The organism is Gordonia sp. DT218 (assembly GCF_049847105.1).
Classification (GTDB): domain Bacteria; phylum Actinomycetota; class Actinomycetes; order Mycobacteriales; family Mycobacteriaceae; genus Gordonia.
The window spans coordinates 25,656-41,222 of record NZ_JBNCNS010000003.1; the positions used below are offsets into that span (position 1 = coordinate 25,656).

Here is a 15,567-nt window from a genome sequence, read left to right on the forward strand (position 1 = left end):
GCCCCGGAGTTCCGCGACGAATGGTCCCATGGACACGACGAGTGGTGCACGACGCCGATCGTCGTCACCGGGCGGACGGCGGCCGACCCCTCATCACTATCGTGGGAAGGCGTGACCTCTGATCCGCTCGCGCCGCTGCTCGATCTGCCCGGTGTGCGCGACGCCGCCGACCGTGCACGCGACGCCCTGAGCGCGGTACATCGTCATCCGGCGAACCTCCGCGGATGGGACAAGACCGCGACCGAGGCGTCCTGGCGGGCCGGCCGATCCTCGGCGGCGATCGACGGTGGCAGCGTGGAACTGCGTCGCGACGGCGACTTCGACGATCCGCTGCTGGCCGGCGCGATGCGCGTGGCCCAGGCCCTCGACGGCGATGCCCTCGATCAGCTCACCGGGGTCTTCCGTCGGGCTCCTGCGCAGGCATTCGCGCGGCTGCACATGCTCGCCGCCGCCGATCTCGTCGCCGACCCCGACGAGCTGGGCCGCCCGAGCGCGCAGGCCGGAGTCGCCGGACGCCTCGATCTGCTCGGCCAGCTGGTCACCGGCGCCACGTCGGTCCCGGCGCCGGTGCTCGCTGCCGTGGTCCACGGCGAATTGCTCGGAGTCGGCGCGTTCCCCACCGCGAACGGAGTGGTGGCGCGGGCGGCCTCGCGGTTGGTGTGCACGTCGTCGGGCCTGGATCCGCACAACCTCGGCGTCCCGGAGGTGACGTGGCTGCGTCGCCTCGACGACTACCGCTCGTTGTCGGCGAGGTTCGCCGACGGTGACCCGACAGGTGTGGGCGCCTGGATCGTGCTGTGCTGCGAAGCGCTCGAGGCCGGTGCCGGCGAGGCCCGCTCGATCGCCGACGCGGCGCGCGCAGGCTAGCTCTGCCGTCCCGTTCCCTGAGGTGCGAGCGCGCCCGTGTCCGTCCCGTTCCCTGAGGTGCGAGCGTAGCGAGCCTCGAAGGGTTCCCCCGCACGAAAACGGAAGCGGCAAGCGAACTCTCAGCACTGCGCCTGACCTGGACAATACGGCGACACCTGGACAATACAATGCGGGCGGCCGCTCGGCCGGATGAAACCGGCCGGGTTGCCGCCCGCATAGCACGGACTCAAGTTACCAAGCGTGCTCGGTGGGTTGTGTGAATCGCCTCGGCGAGGGACCGCGGTACTGGTCGGTACGCCCCGATGTGAACCATTTACGAATGACGGTGCCGTGCAATCGAATCGAGCTTCATCGGATCGATTCGTTCCGTCTCACAGACCCGTTGGTCCGTTCCGATCGGATCGATTCGTCCGGCCCGACGGGGAACTCCTCATGTTCCCGCATACGGCCCGTTGATGGCCATCGGCTTGCCCTTGCCAGCCTACGATGTCGCAGGCGCACAACGCTTTTGCCTTATTGCGGCGTGCTCCGCGTGGGTGCTTGCCGCCCGTGCTGGGAAGCGCTCGGCGTGGGGGTCCGCTCCTTCTCTTCCGGATCGGACTTTGCCTTCCGAGATTCCGTAACACCTTTTGTACACCGTGACCGCGGTCACATCAAGGGCCTTTCGCACCAACATTCGGTGGTGTTCGTAGGAGTCTCAGGTGCGACGTGGGCGATGCCGCCGATGCAGGAACGAGTGCATTCCGACGCCGCTGACGGCCGCCACGCCGGCGCCGATCGCCAGGGCGGCGGCCGCCCGCGACGACGGCGTGGGGATCCGTTTGCGGAGCGGCACCGGGCGATTGAAGCCCAGCACCGGCCAGCCTCGATCGGCTGCCTGCTTGCGGAGTTGCCGGTCCGGATTCACCGCGACAGGGTGGCCGACCGCGGTGAGCATGGGTAGGTCGGTGATGGAGTCGGAGTACGCGTGACACTCGGCGAGGTCGTAGCCACGGGCCTCGGCGAGGGTGGCCATCGCGGCCGCCTTGTGCTCTCCGTAGCAATAGAACTCGAGCTCGCCCGTGTAGTGACCGTCGACGACCTTCATCTCGCTGGCCTCCACGTGGTCGACCCCGAGGAGATCGCCGATCGGCTCGACCATCTCGCGACCGGAGGCCGAGATCAGGACGACGTCGTGTCCGCGCGCTTGATGGCCGGCGATCAGCTCGGCGGCCTCGGCGAAGATCAACGGATTCACGATGTCGTGGAGGGTCTCGTTGACGATCGTCCGCACCTGCTCCACGTCCCACCCGCGGCACATGTCGGTCACGTGCCGACGCAGGTTCTCCACCTGATCGTGGTCGGCCGCCGTCACGAGGAACAGGAACTGGGCATAGCTCGACTTCAGCACCGACCGCCGATTGATCAGTCCCTCGTCGAAGAACGGTCGAGAGAATGCGAGCGCGCTCGACTTCGCGATGACCGTCTTGTCGAGATCGAAGAAGGCCGCGACGCGGCGTCGGTCGTTCAGACGTGGTACCGAAGGTGGCGACCCGGTCGCCTTCGGTGAGGTGTCCGTCACCCAGTCAGGGTACGGTCTGACACGCCGTCGGCGATAGCCCCGATGCAACGTCATTGCATCGTGAATGCGCAGGCAGCGATATAAAAATGTGACCTCGGATCGATCTTTGTTGTGGTTGCAATCAACGAAATCTCGTGTGTATAGTCGGCCGTAACCGGTTAATACCGGTGCCTTTCAGCCCGACCCCCCGGGGCTGAAACGCGATGACCCCGGCCTCCTCCCCCCCTGGCCGGGGTCGTCCTCTGTCTGGGGTCGGTTTCACCTCGGCAGCAACCATCTCTCGCGGGTATTCGGCGGTTTTCCGAAAACTGGGACGCTTGACCAAGCACTTGCTAGGTTCTGGGCGGACGTCAGCCGAATGGGGGAGTGGGTATGTCGATCGGTACAAGGACACGGGTGGGATTGATCGGTTCGGTGGTCGTCTGTGTGGTGGCCGTCGTGTTGGGCGCGGGCACTGCTCACGCGGCCCCGCCATCACCACCGACGCCGCTGCCGGAGACCTACAACTTCTTCTCCGGTATCCCGGCCGAGCTCTCGCATCCCGGCGGTTCCCTGCCCGGCTCCAACGATTTCAGCTGCAAGCCCACGGCGCAGCATCCTCGACCGGTGGTACTCGTGCACGGAACGGGTGGATCGCAGCAGACCAACTGGGGTGCGTACGTGGCGATGCTGGCCAATCGTGGGTATTGCGTCTTCGCGCTCACCTACGGCGCACTGCCGGGGGCTCCGTGGCCGGTGTCGGCGATCGGGGGCATGACACCCATCGAGGGCAGCGCCGGCCAGCTCTCCCGATTCGTCGACAAGGTGCTGGCAGGTACGGGCGCGAAGACCGTGGATCTCGTCGGGCACTCCCAGGGCACGTACATGCCCACCTATTACCTGAAGAACCTGGGCGGTGCGGGCAAGGTCAGCAAGTACATCTCGCTCGCACCCCTGTGGCGGGGCACCTTCGGTGGCACTCCGCTGACCGGCCTCACCGACGCGCTGCTGGACGGCCGGGATCTGCCGATCTGTGCCGCGTGCGGCCAGATGACCGCCGGATCGGCCTTCAACCGGGAGATCTGGCGCGGGGGGAGCCCGTACGTCAAGGGCGTCGACTACACGAACATCTCGACCCGCTACGACGAACTCGTCCTGCCGTACACCAGCGGACAGGTTCCCGGCCGCGCGGGCGAGAAGGTCCGCAACATCGTCGTCCAGGACACCTGCGCGGCCGACCACAGCGATCATCTCGCGCTCGCCGGCTCGCGGCGTGCCGCGTACATGGTGCTCAACGCCCTCGATCCGCGGCATCCGGTCCGCGTCCCGTGTGAGTTCGTGCCCCCTTTCACGGGCTGACGGCACCGGTCGCCCGCAAACCGGGTCATTCGCAATCCTGGTCATCCACAAATCCGAGAGATTCCACAGATCGGGCCGTCGCGCCGCCGACACCCCCGTCGAGGGCGATGTCGCAGCATGATCGGTCCATGACCGACGAACTCCTCGCCCTGGTGGGTCCCGACCTCTCCGACGACGTCGCCCGGTGTGCGGCCGCGGCGGGATATCGGATGCTGCGCGCCGACCCCGAACACTGCCGCCGGGAGTGGCTGCGTGCGGATGCGGTGGTCGCCGATGCGAACGCGACGCGGGTGCTGGCCGAACTCGGGCCACCGCGGCGCGCGGGGGTCGTCATGGTCACCGACGGCGAACCCGCAGCAGACATCTGGCGGTCGGCGATGGGTCTCGGTGCAGATCGGGCGGTGTCGTTGCCCGCCGAGGAGTCCATACTCGTCGGACTCCTCTCCGATCTCCGATCACCGCTCGCCACCCCGGCGGGCGCGGTCGCCGTGATCGGCGGACACGGCGGCGCGGGCGCGACGACCCTGGCGGCCGCAGTGGCCCTGACCGCGGCCGACGAGTCCGCACACGTACTGCTCTTCGATGTCGACGAATTCGGGGCGGGTATCGACCTCACGCTCGGGATCGAGGGCCGTACCGGACTCCGCTGGCAGGACCTGACCCTGGCCGGCGGCGCGGTCCGGGCGCAATCGCTGCACAGCGCATTGCCGCAGGTGAACGACAGGCTGTCGGTGCTCGCGCCCCGCCGCGACAGCCGGCTGCGGATCAGCGTCGAGGCGGTCGTCGCGACGATGGACGCCGGTCGCGTGAACGGCGACACCGTGGTGGTCGACCTGCCCCGCACGGCCGGCCCGGTGACCGATGCCGTTCTCGATTCCGTCGATCTCGTCGTGCTCGTCACCGCCGCAGGTGTGCACGGGGTGGCGTCGTCGCGGACCGTCGCCGCCCGGCTGGCCGAGCGCGGGGTCGCGGCGGCGCTGGCGGTCCGGGGTCCGGCGCCGAGCGGGCTGCGCGCCGCCGAGGTGGCCTCCGCCGTGGGCCTGCCGTTGCTCACCGCATACCGATCCGATCCCGGACTGCCGGGCCGGATGGAATCCGGAAGGTTGCGGGTTCCGCCGCGCAGCCCGCTCGGCCGCGCGGCGCGGGCGGTCTGCCGCAAGGTGGGGGCGGCCGAACGGCTCGCGGCGTGAACGGCCCGCACGATGCGCTGCTCGACCGTGTGCGTGACCGGCTGGCGACGCAAGCCGTCGAGCCCACGGCGGAGGTCATCGCCGACGCGATCCGCTCGGAGTCGCGGGGCATGCTCGGCGACACGGACCTCCTTGCCGCTCTGCGTTTTCTGCAGACCGAGTTGATCGGAGCGGGGCGGCTCGAGCATCTCCTGGCCGAACCGGACGTCGCCGACATCCTCGTCGTCGGCGCCGACCGGGTCTGGGTCGATCGGGGAAATGGGCTGCAGCGCACCGATATCCGGTTCGACGACGAAGCGGCGGTCCGCCGTCTCGCGAGCCGGCTGGCGCTCAGTGCGGGTAAGCGGCTCGACGACGCGCAGCCCTGGGTCGACGGCCAGCTCGCCGACCTCGGGCGGCGCGGCCATGCGGTCCGGCTGCATGCGGTGATCCCACCGGTGGCCACCGATGGAACCTGCATCTCGCTCCGAGTCCTGCGCACCGCGACCCGGAACTTCGACGAACTCGTCGCGCTCGGCGCCGTCCCCGACGAGGCGGTGGACGCCTTGCGCGCCATGCTGCGCGCACGACTCGCGTTCCTCATCGTGGGCGGGACCGGATCGGGTAAGACCACACTCCTCGGCTCGCTGATCGGTGAGATGGATGCGGCCGAACGGGTTCTCTGTGTCGAGGACGCGCTCGAACTCGACCCGCCTCATCCGCACATCGTGCGTCTGGTCGCCCGGACGCCGAATGTGGAGGGGGTGGGCGAGGTCCCGGTGCGGGCCCTGGTGCGGCAGGCGCTCCGGATGCGACCGGATCGGATCGTCGTGGGTGAGGTCCGCGGTGCGGAGGTGATCGATCTGCTGACGGCGCTGAACACCGGACACGAGGGATGTGCCGGCACCCTGCACGCCAACTCGACGTCGGAGGTCCCGGCACGGATGGAGGCGCTCGCGGCGCTCGGTGGGATGGCGCGCGACGCTCTGCACAGCCAACTCGCGGCGGCGGTTCACGTGGTGCTGGGCGTCGCGCGGACGCCAGGTGGCTCGCGCGGCCTGACCGAGATCGGCCTGGTGTCCCGCGACCACGACGGCTTCGTGCACATCCGACCCGTGTGGATGCGCGCGCACGGATTCACCGACGAGATGGCGGGATTCGATGCGTTGGTGCGTTCCCGGACGCACCGATGATCGCGGTCATCCTGGCGCTCGCGGCTGCGGTGCTCTGGTGGCCGGCGACCCACGCCCAGTACCGGCTGGTGACGCTCACGCCGGGAACATCGCGGGCGCGGAGTGTTCCGTGGCAGGCAACGGTCGCCGTCGGCGCCCCGGTGGCGGCAGTCGTGATCGTCGGGTTCCACGCGGCGATCGCGACGGCGTTGGTGTCCGCGACGGTGATGTGGCGACGGCACCGCGCGCAGCGGCTTCGCTCGCGCGACGGGGAGACCTCCGATCTGCTGCTGGCGCTGTCGGTGATGACGGCCGAGCTGTCGGTCGGTGCCCCGCCCGCGCCGGCGTGTGCGGCTGCGGCGCGGGAACTCGGCGTCGGGCAGCCCAGGTCGCCGGTTGCCGACGGCCTCACGATGATGGCCGGACGGGCCGAACTCGGCGGAGAGGTGATGCCCGACGTCGAGGCCTCCGACCAGCTCTCCTGGCATCGCGTGGGGGTCGCTTGGCAGACCGCCGACCGGCACGGTCTGCCGATGATCGAGCTGGTGGAATCGGTGCGGGCCGATCTGCTCGCACGCAGGCAGTTCGCCACCCGGACCCGAGCCGGACTCGCCGGCCCGCGGGCCACCGCGGCAGTGCTTTCCGGGTTGCCGGTCATCGGCATCCTGCTGGGCGAGCTCATGGGTGCGCACCCCATCGGGGTGCTCCTCGGGAGTGGACTGGGTGGGGTCCTGCTCATCGTGGGCACGGCGTTGTCGGTGGCCGGGCTCGTGTGGTCGGAGCGGATCACCGATCGGGTGCTCGACCGATGAGCGTCTTTTCGCTGAGCACCTTTTCGCTGAGCACCCTTGTCGCGGTGGGTGCGGCACTGTGGGTGTGGCCTGCTCCGGGCTGGGCACTGCATCGGGTGGTGGGCGATCCGGTGTCGGTGATGGGCGAGCACGATTCTGCGCATCCGCGGCCCGGTCCCGACGACCCGTTCGCGGTCGCCGCGTCCTTCGATCTCTTCGCCGTATGCCTGCGCGCCGGGATGCCGATCGCCGCGGCGGCGGGCGTGGTCTCGCGTTCCGCGCCGCCCGGACTCGCCCGTCCGTTGGCGTCGGCGGCCGAACTCCTGGGGCTCGGCGCCGACCCCGAACACGCCTGGCGTCGTCAGCGGCCGCCCGCCGCCGAGGGCCGGAGACCCACGGGGAAGGAGGTAGACGCCGACCGGTTCGAGGCGCTGGCGACGCTGGCGCGGCGTTCGGCGCGGTCCGGGTCGTCGCTCTCCGGAGGTTTGACCGAACTGGCCGACAGCACGCGCAGAGAGGCGCACGACGATGCGCTGGCGGCCGCCGAACGCGCGGGTGTCGCGATCAGCGGTCCGCTCGGACTGTGCTTTCTCCCGGCATTCGTCTGCCTCGGGATCGTGCCGGTGGTTGTCGGCCTCGCCGGATCCGTCCTCGGCGGCTGATCGATGGATTCATTGTCGCGCAGTGGATCCGAACCGTGATCTGCTGCGTCTTATCTGTGACACGCAAGGTGCGTGGCCAGGGGAGGTCAGAACATCATGTCCGACAGAATCTTTCGACGTCCGATCGTGCGATTGCAGGCCGAGGTGTTGCGGGTCGTCGCCGACGACGAGGGGATGAGTACGGCGGAGTACGCGATCGGCACCATCGCCGCCGCGGCCTTCGGGGCGATCCTCTACACGGTCGTGACCGGTGACAACATCGTCAGTGCCCTCACCGGCATCATCGGCAAGGCCCTGAACACCTCGGTGGGCTGAGGCGGTGCTCGGTCTGGTGATCGCATTGCGGCGCCTGTGGCGCGACGAGCGTGGCATGGTCACCGTCGAGGGCGCGTATGCCATCGCGGCGATCGTGGCCACCGTGGTCCTCGGCATCACCGCGGTGGTCGGTGCCACGGTGCAGATCCGGTGTACCGACGCGGCCCGCGAGGCCGCCCGACTGGCCGCTGCCGGGGACGCCGCCGCCCAAGACGTCGCCGCCCGGGTGGTCGGGCGGACCGCGCAGATCACCATCACCGGCACCGACACCCGCGTCGAGGTCGTCGTGCGGTCGTCGATCCCGCTGCTGCCGAAGGTGGCGGTGTCGGCCCGGGCGGTGGCGGCGAAGGAGCCCGACGACGACGCGCCGGCCCAGGCATCCCTGCCGTGATCCGGATGTGGCGCGACGACCGGGGTTTCGCGACCGTCGCCGGGGCGTTCGCGATCGCAGCGATCGCGGCGACGGTGGTCACCCTGCTGTACGTCGGAGCTGCGGTCGTCGCCCGGCATCGCGCGCAGTCGGCCGCCGATCTCGCGGTGCTCGCCGCGGCGCAGCAGCAGGTGGCCGCCGAGCCGGATCCGTGTGCCGCTGCGCGCCGGATTGCCGCTGCGCAGGACGTCGGTGCCGAGGTCGAGCGGTGCGTGGCGGAGGGTGCCGACATGTTGGTGACGGTGGCGGTTCCGGTCCAGCTCGGACCGTTCGGTGTCCATCGCGCGCAGGCCGTCGCGCGGGCCGGCCCGGTGGGGTGAGGGCGACTGCAGCATGAGTCATTTGTCCACACTGTTCCGATTTCCTGGCATCGAGATACGGACCACGGTCCAGACTTCGAAATTGTCCGACATGTGTCGGTTCGTTTCTGTTGTCAAGGAGAGCTACATTGCACGTCCTCAGCCGCCCACAGCTGCGCCCATACCTGTTGGCCGGAGTGTCGCTGGTCAGCGCGACCGCGATCGCCGCCACCCCGTTCGCCATCTCCGGAGCGCCGTCGCTGACGAATGACCTCGGAGCACAGGTACACAGCGTCGTCTCACCCAACGTCCGGTTGAGTTCGTTCGCGGCCTATCAAGAAGCCATCGAGCATGCGATCACCAATCTCGAGGGCATCGCCGCGACGTCGGATGCCCGGGGAGCGCTCCCGATCCTGCGTCAGATCCTCGAGAACCAGTCCGCCAACGGCCAGACCCTGATCAGCGGTCTGCAGTCCGCCGGCACGGCTCTCACCACCTCCTTGAACGACGATGTTCCCGGTCTCCTCGAAGCGGCCTCGACCGCGCTCCGGGGCGGCGACGTCGCCACGGCCCTCAACAGCGTGCTGACGGCGGTGATCCTCCCGATCTTCTCCGCGATCAACCCGGTGTCGGGTGAGCTCATCCCCGCCATCCAGCAAGCGCTCGCCGCACCGGTGGAGAACCTGGCCCGGGTCATCAACGAGCAGGTGCCGAACATCGCGCTCAACGCCGGCCTGGCCCTCGTCGGCCCGATCTACGGCGGGGTCGGCGGTCTGGGCGCCGCGATCCAGGGCGTCATCGACGCGGCTCAGAGCGGGGGCGGCGCAACGGAGATCGTCGACGCCCTCGCGAAGGCGCCGGCGGTGATGCTCGACGGCCTCCTCAACGGCGGCTACGGTCCCAACCTCGGGCCGCTCATCGGCCTCGACATCCCCGGCCTGACGATCTACGCCGGGGGACTGCTGGGCAATGGTGGCGCGACCGCGGACGGCGGCCTGATCATGCCGGGCACGCTGGCGTCCCTGCAGGGCATCCAGCAGAGCATCCTGTACGGCATCACCCCGCCGGCCACCGCGACCCTTGCCGGTCTGCGATCGGCGGCAGACACCGACACGGCAGGGGGTGACGACGCCACGATCGAATCATCCACGGACAGCAGCGAATCGGCGGCACCGTCGGCCGGCGACGCATCGGAATCGGCCGACGCCTCGGGCGCCGACGCCTCGACTGCCGACGCCTCGACTGCCGCAGACTCGACTCCCGCAGATTCGACGACTGCCGACTCGACTCCCGCCGATTCGACGACTGCCGATTCGACGACTGCCGACTCGACCACGGCGGAATCGACCACGGCGGAATCGACCACGCCGGATGCCGGGACCACCGCCGACGGCCACGCAGCCGAGTCGTCTGCGGACACCGCCGGATCGTCGTCGGACAGTTCGGATTCGGCTTCCACGGATGCCGACGCCTCGGGTTCGGCCGCATCCACCGGAACGTCGAGCTCCTCGTCGGACGGCTCTTCGTCGGACGGCTCCTCGTCGAGCGATTCGGATTCGAGCAGCACGAGCGCGGCCGCCTAGACACCCAGGTCGCAGCAGCATCAGAAGAGTCCGTCCCATCGGCCACCGAGGTCGTCGGGGCGGACTCTCCGCGTCGTCGGACGATATTGACCCGCCGGCGTGGCGTGAATTAGCGTTCATCCACGGAAGGCCAGGTCAAACGTGGCCCTGGCGGGGGAGACGGACGAGTTGTCAGCAGATGTTGTCGACGGGCGATGTCGCGGCGACTCACCCGCGCCGGTGGGCCGCACGGGCGACGTGGACCGCATCTGTGAGCTGCTGGCCACGATCATCGACGGGTCGAGCGGGTCACTCGCCGTCGTCGGGGAGCCGGGGATCGGGAAGACCGAGATCCTCACCAGCGCGGCCGGGCTCGGCGAATCCCGAGGATACCGTGTGCTGCACGCAACGGGTGTCGAGTTCGAGACCGACATCGATTTCGCGACGCTGCAGGAACTGCTGCTCCCCGTGGTCGACAGTCCGAGGGCGACCGGCCGGTCCTGGGCAGCGACATTGCGGGCAGCTCTCGGCCTCGACGACGACGCGACCTCCGACATCACCGCCGTGTTGCGAGCGACGACGAGCTCGATCCGGGAGCTCACCGCCGATGCACCCGTGCTGGTCATCGTGGACGACCTGCACTGGGCCGACGCAGCGAGCCGCGCGGTACTCGACGGCCTGGCCGGCCTCGAGCTCGACCGCGTCGGCATCCTCACGGCCACGCGTGACCGCGGTATGTCGGGCCGCAACGAGATGACCCTCGGCCCCCTCGATGATGCCGACGGGGCATCGCTGCTCGACGCCATTCGCCCATCGCTCGCACCGTCGGTGCGGGCGCGACTACTGGCCGAGGCACAGGGCAACCCGCTCGCGCTGGTGGACCTGCCCGCGGCGCTCTCGGCCGAACAGCACTCGGGTATCACGCCTGTGCCGCGGCTGCTGCCACTGACTCATCGGCTGCGCGATGCGTTCGCCCCGCAGCTCGCCTCGCTGAGTGCCGAGGTCAGACTTCTCCTCCTCCTGCATGTTCTCCAACCGACCGCATCGCGGGCCGATCTCGCCGGAGCGTTCCCGGATGGATCGGCGACGCGTGCCATCGTCGACGCGGCCGACGCCGGCGTGATCGCCATCGCCGGAGTCGGCGCCGAAGCCCGGATCAGACTGTCCCATCCGCTGCTCGGGTCTGCGCTGTTCGCCGACTCCACGCCGCAGGAACGCACGAACGCACACCGTCGGCTCGGCAGATTGCTCGCCCACACACCTCACGAGGTGACCGGGCCCGGCGCGTTACACGTGGTCGGCCACCATGACGAACCCCTCGCATCGCATCTCGAGCGTTCTGCGGAGGCCGCGTTCCGAGAGGGAGACTGGACGGAGGCACTCACGCTGCTCACCCGCGCCGCGGGCCTCACACCGACACCGCCCGACCGGGCCCGACGGCTCGCGCGTGCCGCCTACATCGCAGCCGGTTCCGACTCGTCCATCGCACTCCGGCTGATCGACGAGATCCGGGGGTTGGACCCCGGTTTCACCCAGTCGCTCACCGCAGCCTGTGCAGCCGCGACCGTGATCGCCAGTGGCCACGACGGCGACATCGACATGGCTCACCAGATCCTCGTGCGGGCGATCGACGGATACGCCCATCACACGGATCCGGCGGACGAGGCGCTCGTGGAGGCGATCGGTGAACTGCGGTGGGTCTGCTGGCTGGGTGGACGAGCAGAGCTGTGGCCCGCGTATTACCGGGCTCTCGATCGACTGACCCCCCGTCCCCCGATCGTCGCCGACCTCGCGAGTCGTACATCTCTCGATCCCGCCCGCACCACCGCGACGACGTTGCACGAGGTCGACGCACTGATCCGCGGAATGCATGCCGAGACCGACCCCGTCCAGGTCATCCAGATCGCCGAGATGGCGGTCACGTTCGACCGGTTACCCGATTGCCGTGTGGCGCTCGACCGAATCGTCGACGCCGCTGAACACCGTGGTCCCGTCCTCCCGGCGATCTGGGCACTGCTCATGATCGCTCGCGACGGGCGTAACCGCGGAGACTGGCAGACCGGCGTCGACGCCGTCGATCGCGCACGCCGGCTGGCCAACGGCGCGGATTACAACCTGCTCCTCTGGGCCGCGGACTACGAGATGGCATGGCTCGCGGCCGCGCGGGGAGATCGGGCATCGATGGCGGTGCTCACCGACGCGATGGCGGCATGGGCGATCCCTCGCCGGGCGACCACGGTCATCGCCTGCGTCGAGCATGTGGAGACGACGGCAGCGGCTGGGCGTGGCGACGCCGAAGGTGTGCTGGCGCATGCCACATCGATCAGTCCGATCGGTGAGTTCGCCTCGCATGCGTGGATGGCGATCTCGGTGGCCCTCGACGTCGTGGACGCCGCGGTACGGCTACGACGACCGGATCTCGCCCGCGCACACGTCGATGCGATGGACCGCATCGAGTACGGCAGGTTGTCGCCGCGACTGGCCATGATCCACCTGACCGCCCACGCCCTGATCGCCGATGACGAGCAGGCTCGCGCACTGTACCGGCAGGCGCTGGCGGTCCCGAACGCGACGACGTGGCGATTCGACCACGCCCGTGCCCAACTCATGTTTGGTGCGCACCTGCGCCGCCATCACGAGGCGGCGGCGTCGCGGCCCCTGCTGGCGGAAGCACTCGCCACGTTCGATGGTCTGGGCGCCCGGCCGTGGTCGGACCGGACTCGCGCGGAACTCGAGGCGACCGGAGCCACCCGGGTGGTGGTGACCGAGGCGATGGCCCGATCCCTCACCCCGCAGGAACGGCACATCGCGGAACTGGCGGCACAGGGCATGAGCAACAAGAAGATCGCGGAGCGCCTCGCGATCTCGCATCGCACCGTCGGAAATCATCTCCACAAGGCCTACCGCAAGCTCGACGTCGCCTCTCGCGGCGGTCTCCGGGACGCGCTATGCGTGCCGAACACCGGGCGCGCCGGCCGCATCGTCGGATCGGAGCGAATCTCGTAGTCCGGCACGGGAATGGACGCCGAGCGTCGCATAGACACGGGACAGGTGCGAACCGACGGTGCTCGGGGACATGTGGAGGACACCGCCGATCTGGCGGTTCGACAGCCCGGTGGCGGCCAGCTCGGCGACCCGGCGACCAATGGGGGATACCTGGTCAGTGTTGTGCAGCAGGTGATCTCCTGCGTCGATCGCGCCCAGGCGCCGGAGTTCCTCGCGTGCCTGTGTGAGCCACGGTGCCGCACCGAGGTACCGGAACGTCACGGCCGCCGCGCGGAGTGCTCGACCCGCCTGTGTCGCAGAACCCTGTGCACGAAGGGCACGGCCACGGCTCAGCTGGATGCGCGCGAGGTCGAACGGCCACCTGTCGGCCTCCGGCATGGTCACTGCGCGTTGGTAATACAGATCGTCATCGGAGATGATGGCCAGTGCGCCCGCGTACAGCAAGGTCCGGCGATCCGCCGCGGAACGGCCGTCCACGGGGCGCGCGGAGACGATGGCTCGGAGGGACTCGATGTCGTCGCGGGTGCCGGCCAGCACCGCCGCCTCGGCGAAGTCCAGGGCGGTCCGGTCGTCGAATTCGATGACGGCACCGAATCCGTCGGTGCCGGGAATCATCCGGAGAAGCCGGTACGCCCGGCGCGGCCGGCCCGCGCCGAGCGCGATCACCGCCCGACAGTGCAGGGCCCGCCAGTGCAACGCAGCGGAGCCACGGTCGTCCGCCCACCCCTGTAGGAGGGTGACGGCCGATTGCGCCATCTGTTCCTCACCGCGATAGGCGGCGAGCAACGCGCGCGAGTGTCGTAGCCACGGCTCGGCATACATCCGATAGTCATGTGTCTCACAGAGGTTCAACGCTTGGCGGGTCACCTGTTCGACCGCTTTCCAGTTCCCGGAGCCCAGGCCGTCCGCGGCGAGCAGCGCGCCCGCGTAGACGACCGAGGCGAACGGGCTGTGCTCGTCGGCCCAGAGTCGCTGCAGGGCGTTGCGCCACCAGAAGCGGCGATCACGGCCACGGGTGACAAAGGCGATGCGCACCACCGCCGACGGATCCGTGGTGAACGCCAGGTTCTCGATCAGCTGATCGGCGTGTGCGTCGAGGTCGGCATCGTCGAACGCGGAGTGGGATTCCAGACGTGCGGCGAGTACGGCCCACGGTGGGGTTCGGGCGACGTCGGCCTCCACCACGGCACGGAAGTCGTGCCAGTGATCGCGCTGATTGCCGAACCAGCACAACAGGTACAGCGCCCACAATGCCTCCTCGAACACCCAGCGTCCGATCTCGTGTCGACGGTCCCCGATCGCGTCGACGAGTCGTCGATGGATGTCGGCGATCCCTTCACTACCGTGAAGTGCCACATACGATGTGGCGATGACGGCCTCGAGTGAGTGGTCCGACCGCGGGTCGGCGCCCAGCGCCTGTCCGAGTAGGTGGCCCAGTGCCGGCAGGTCTCCGGTGACGTCGGCGGAGAGGCACGCGGCCGCGGCCAGCCGTCGCGCCCGCGCCGACGGTTCGGTCGACGTCTCCACCGCGCGCTCGAGCACGAAGGCGGCCGCCCGGGCATCACCGCGCCGCATCGCCCGGATCGCCACACTGTCGAGAAGGCGTGCGACACCGGGGTGATCGGCGGCGTTGACGGTGTCCGCGTGGTCGACGGCTGGCAGACGCGAGAGTTCGGCCGATGCCTGTTCGATGAGGGTTCGGGGGTTGCCCGCGACGGTGTCGACCACGTGTGCGCGCACTGTGTCGGGCAACATCGGCAGCTGGTCGCGCAGCACGCGGTGCGCGGCCGATGCGGATAGTGGGCCGAGGTGCCACGACTGATCGGCGTAACGTTCGACGAACACGCCCTCACCCGGAGGTGCGGCGGCCAGGATCGCCACCGGTTCGGAGCGCAGCCGGCGCGCGACGGAGGCCAGGATCTCGACGCTGGCACGGTCGATGTGCTGCGCGTCGTCGAGGGTGAGGAGCAGGGCGTCGCGGTGCGCCCGACGCCGGATGAGGTCGAGCACCGCGGCCGAGAGCGCCAGCCGCGACGGCGGCGCGCCGGGTACACCGCCCAGCGCGACCTGCAGGAGGTGTCGGCGGTCGCCGTCGAGTGCGAGGAGCGGGTCGTCGAGGGCGGCGACCACGGAACGTAGGGCGGGATATGGTCCGCCCCGGTGATCAGCGGTGACCCGTACGACGGTGACCCCGGCGTCGATCGCCATCGATTCCGCCGCGCGGACGAGGCTGGTCTTGCCCGACCCGGGCTCACCGACGATGAGCGCCGACCCGCCGGATGGCGCCGTGACGAAGGCGCCGAGCGCGGACACGAGCTCGGAACGTCCATGCAGGTGGCGGGCGGGATCGGCCATGGACTCGCTTCGGGGAGAAGGACTGTTGCCGTCATATTAC

The 15,567-nt window shown here is 69.5% G+C and carries 13 protein-coding genes; 11 read left to right on the forward strand and 2 right to left on the reverse strand.

Translation table 11 applies throughout. The annotated features are described in order from the left end of the window. Positions 1-111: 111 nt before the first annotated feature. Positions 112-867, forward strand: a complete 756-nt coding sequence (locus ACPXCG_RS11620; RefSeq protein ID WP_425792137.1) for an oxidoreductase — start codon at positions 112-114, stop codon at positions 865-867. A 697-nt stretch (positions 868-1,564) separates the two neighbouring features. Here the strand turns inward: ACPXCG_RS11620 and ACPXCG_RS11625 are convergent. Further along, positions 1,565-2,482 (reverse strand): HAD family hydrolase, encoded by a 918-nt coding sequence (locus tag ACPXCG_RS11625; protein WP_425792138.1) that lies wholly within the window; start codon positions 2,480-2,482, stop codon positions 1,565-1,567. A 318-nt stretch (positions 2,483-2,800) separates the two neighbouring features. On the opposite strand from ACPXCG_RS11625, the gene ACPXCG_RS11630 reads away from it, so the two are divergent. The 10 genes from ACPXCG_RS11630 (at position 2,801) to ACPXCG_RS11675 (ending at position 13,172) form a co-directional block, all read left to right on the forward strand. Then, complete coding sequence (locus ACPXCG_RS11630; RefSeq protein WP_425792139.1) at positions 2,801-3,766, forward strand: esterase/lipase family protein; 966 nt, start codon at positions 2,801-2,803, stop codon at positions 3,764-3,766. Positions 3,767-3,894: 128 nt separating this feature from the next. Further along, positions 3,895-4,956 (forward strand): septum site-determining protein Ssd, encoded by a 1,062-nt coding sequence (gene ssd, locus ACPXCG_RS11635; RefSeq protein ID WP_425792140.1) that lies wholly within the window; start codon positions 3,895-3,897, stop codon positions 4,954-4,956. Further along, positions 4,953-6,128 (forward strand): TadA family conjugal transfer-associated ATPase, encoded by a 1,176-nt coding sequence (locus ACPXCG_RS11640; RefSeq protein WP_425792141.1) that lies wholly within the window; start codon positions 4,953-4,955, stop codon positions 6,126-6,128. The genes ssd and ACPXCG_RS11640 overlap by 4 nt, the downstream gene beginning before the upstream one ends. Beyond that, the gene (locus tag ACPXCG_RS11645; protein WP_425792142.1) at positions 6,125-6,919 is read left to right on the forward strand and encodes a type II secretion system F family protein; all 795 of its coding nucleotides are present in this window, start codon (positions 6,125-6,127) and stop codon (positions 6,917-6,919) included. The genes ACPXCG_RS11640 and ACPXCG_RS11645 overlap by 4 nt, the downstream gene beginning before the upstream one ends. Then, the gene (locus tag ACPXCG_RS11650; RefSeq protein WP_425792143.1) at positions 6,916-7,560 is read left to right on the forward strand and encodes a type II secretion system F family protein; all 645 of its coding nucleotides are present in this window, start codon (positions 6,916-6,918) and stop codon (positions 7,558-7,560) included. The genes ACPXCG_RS11645 and ACPXCG_RS11650 overlap by 4 nt, the downstream gene beginning before the upstream one ends. Positions 7,561-7,656: 96 nt before the next feature. Beyond that, positions 7,657-7,875, forward strand: coding sequence for a DUF4244 domain-containing protein (locus ACPXCG_RS11655; protein ID WP_425792144.1), 219 nt, complete (start codon positions 7,657-7,659; stop codon positions 7,873-7,875). Between the two features lie 4 nt (positions 7,876-7,879). Continuing rightward, positions 7,880-8,266: a TadE family type IV pilus minor pilin gene (locus tag ACPXCG_RS11660; protein WP_425792145.1), complete on the forward strand. Its 387-nt coding sequence runs from the start codon at positions 7,880-7,882 to the stop codon at positions 8,264-8,266. Positions 8,267-8,271: 5 nt separating this feature from the next. Next, the gene (locus ACPXCG_RS11665) at positions 8,272-8,625 is read left to right on the forward strand and encodes an Rv3654c family TadE-like protein (RefSeq protein WP_425792146.1); all 354 of its coding nucleotides are present in this window, start codon (positions 8,272-8,274) and stop codon (positions 8,623-8,625) included. Between the two features lie 128 nt (positions 8,626-8,753). Beyond that, positions 8,754-10,187: a hypothetical protein gene (locus tag ACPXCG_RS11670; RefSeq protein WP_425792147.1), complete on the forward strand. Its 1,434-nt coding sequence runs from the start codon at positions 8,754-8,756 to the stop codon at positions 10,185-10,187. Between the two features lie 219 nt (positions 10,188-10,406). Then, entirely contained in the window at positions 10,407-13,172 is a 2,766-nt protein-coding gene (locus tag ACPXCG_RS11675) for an AAA family ATPase (RefSeq protein WP_425792148.1), read from the forward strand. On the opposite strand, the gene ACPXCG_RS11680 is transcribed toward ACPXCG_RS11675, so the two are convergent. Next, on the reverse strand, positions 13,113-15,527 hold the full coding sequence (locus tag ACPXCG_RS11680; RefSeq protein ID WP_425792149.1) for an AAA family ATPase: 2,415 nt from the start codon (positions 15,525-15,527) through the stop codon (positions 13,113-13,115). The two genes, ACPXCG_RS11675 and ACPXCG_RS11680, sit on opposite strands and share 60 nt — an antisense overlap. Between the last annotated feature and the right edge of the window lie 40 nt (positions 15,528-15,567).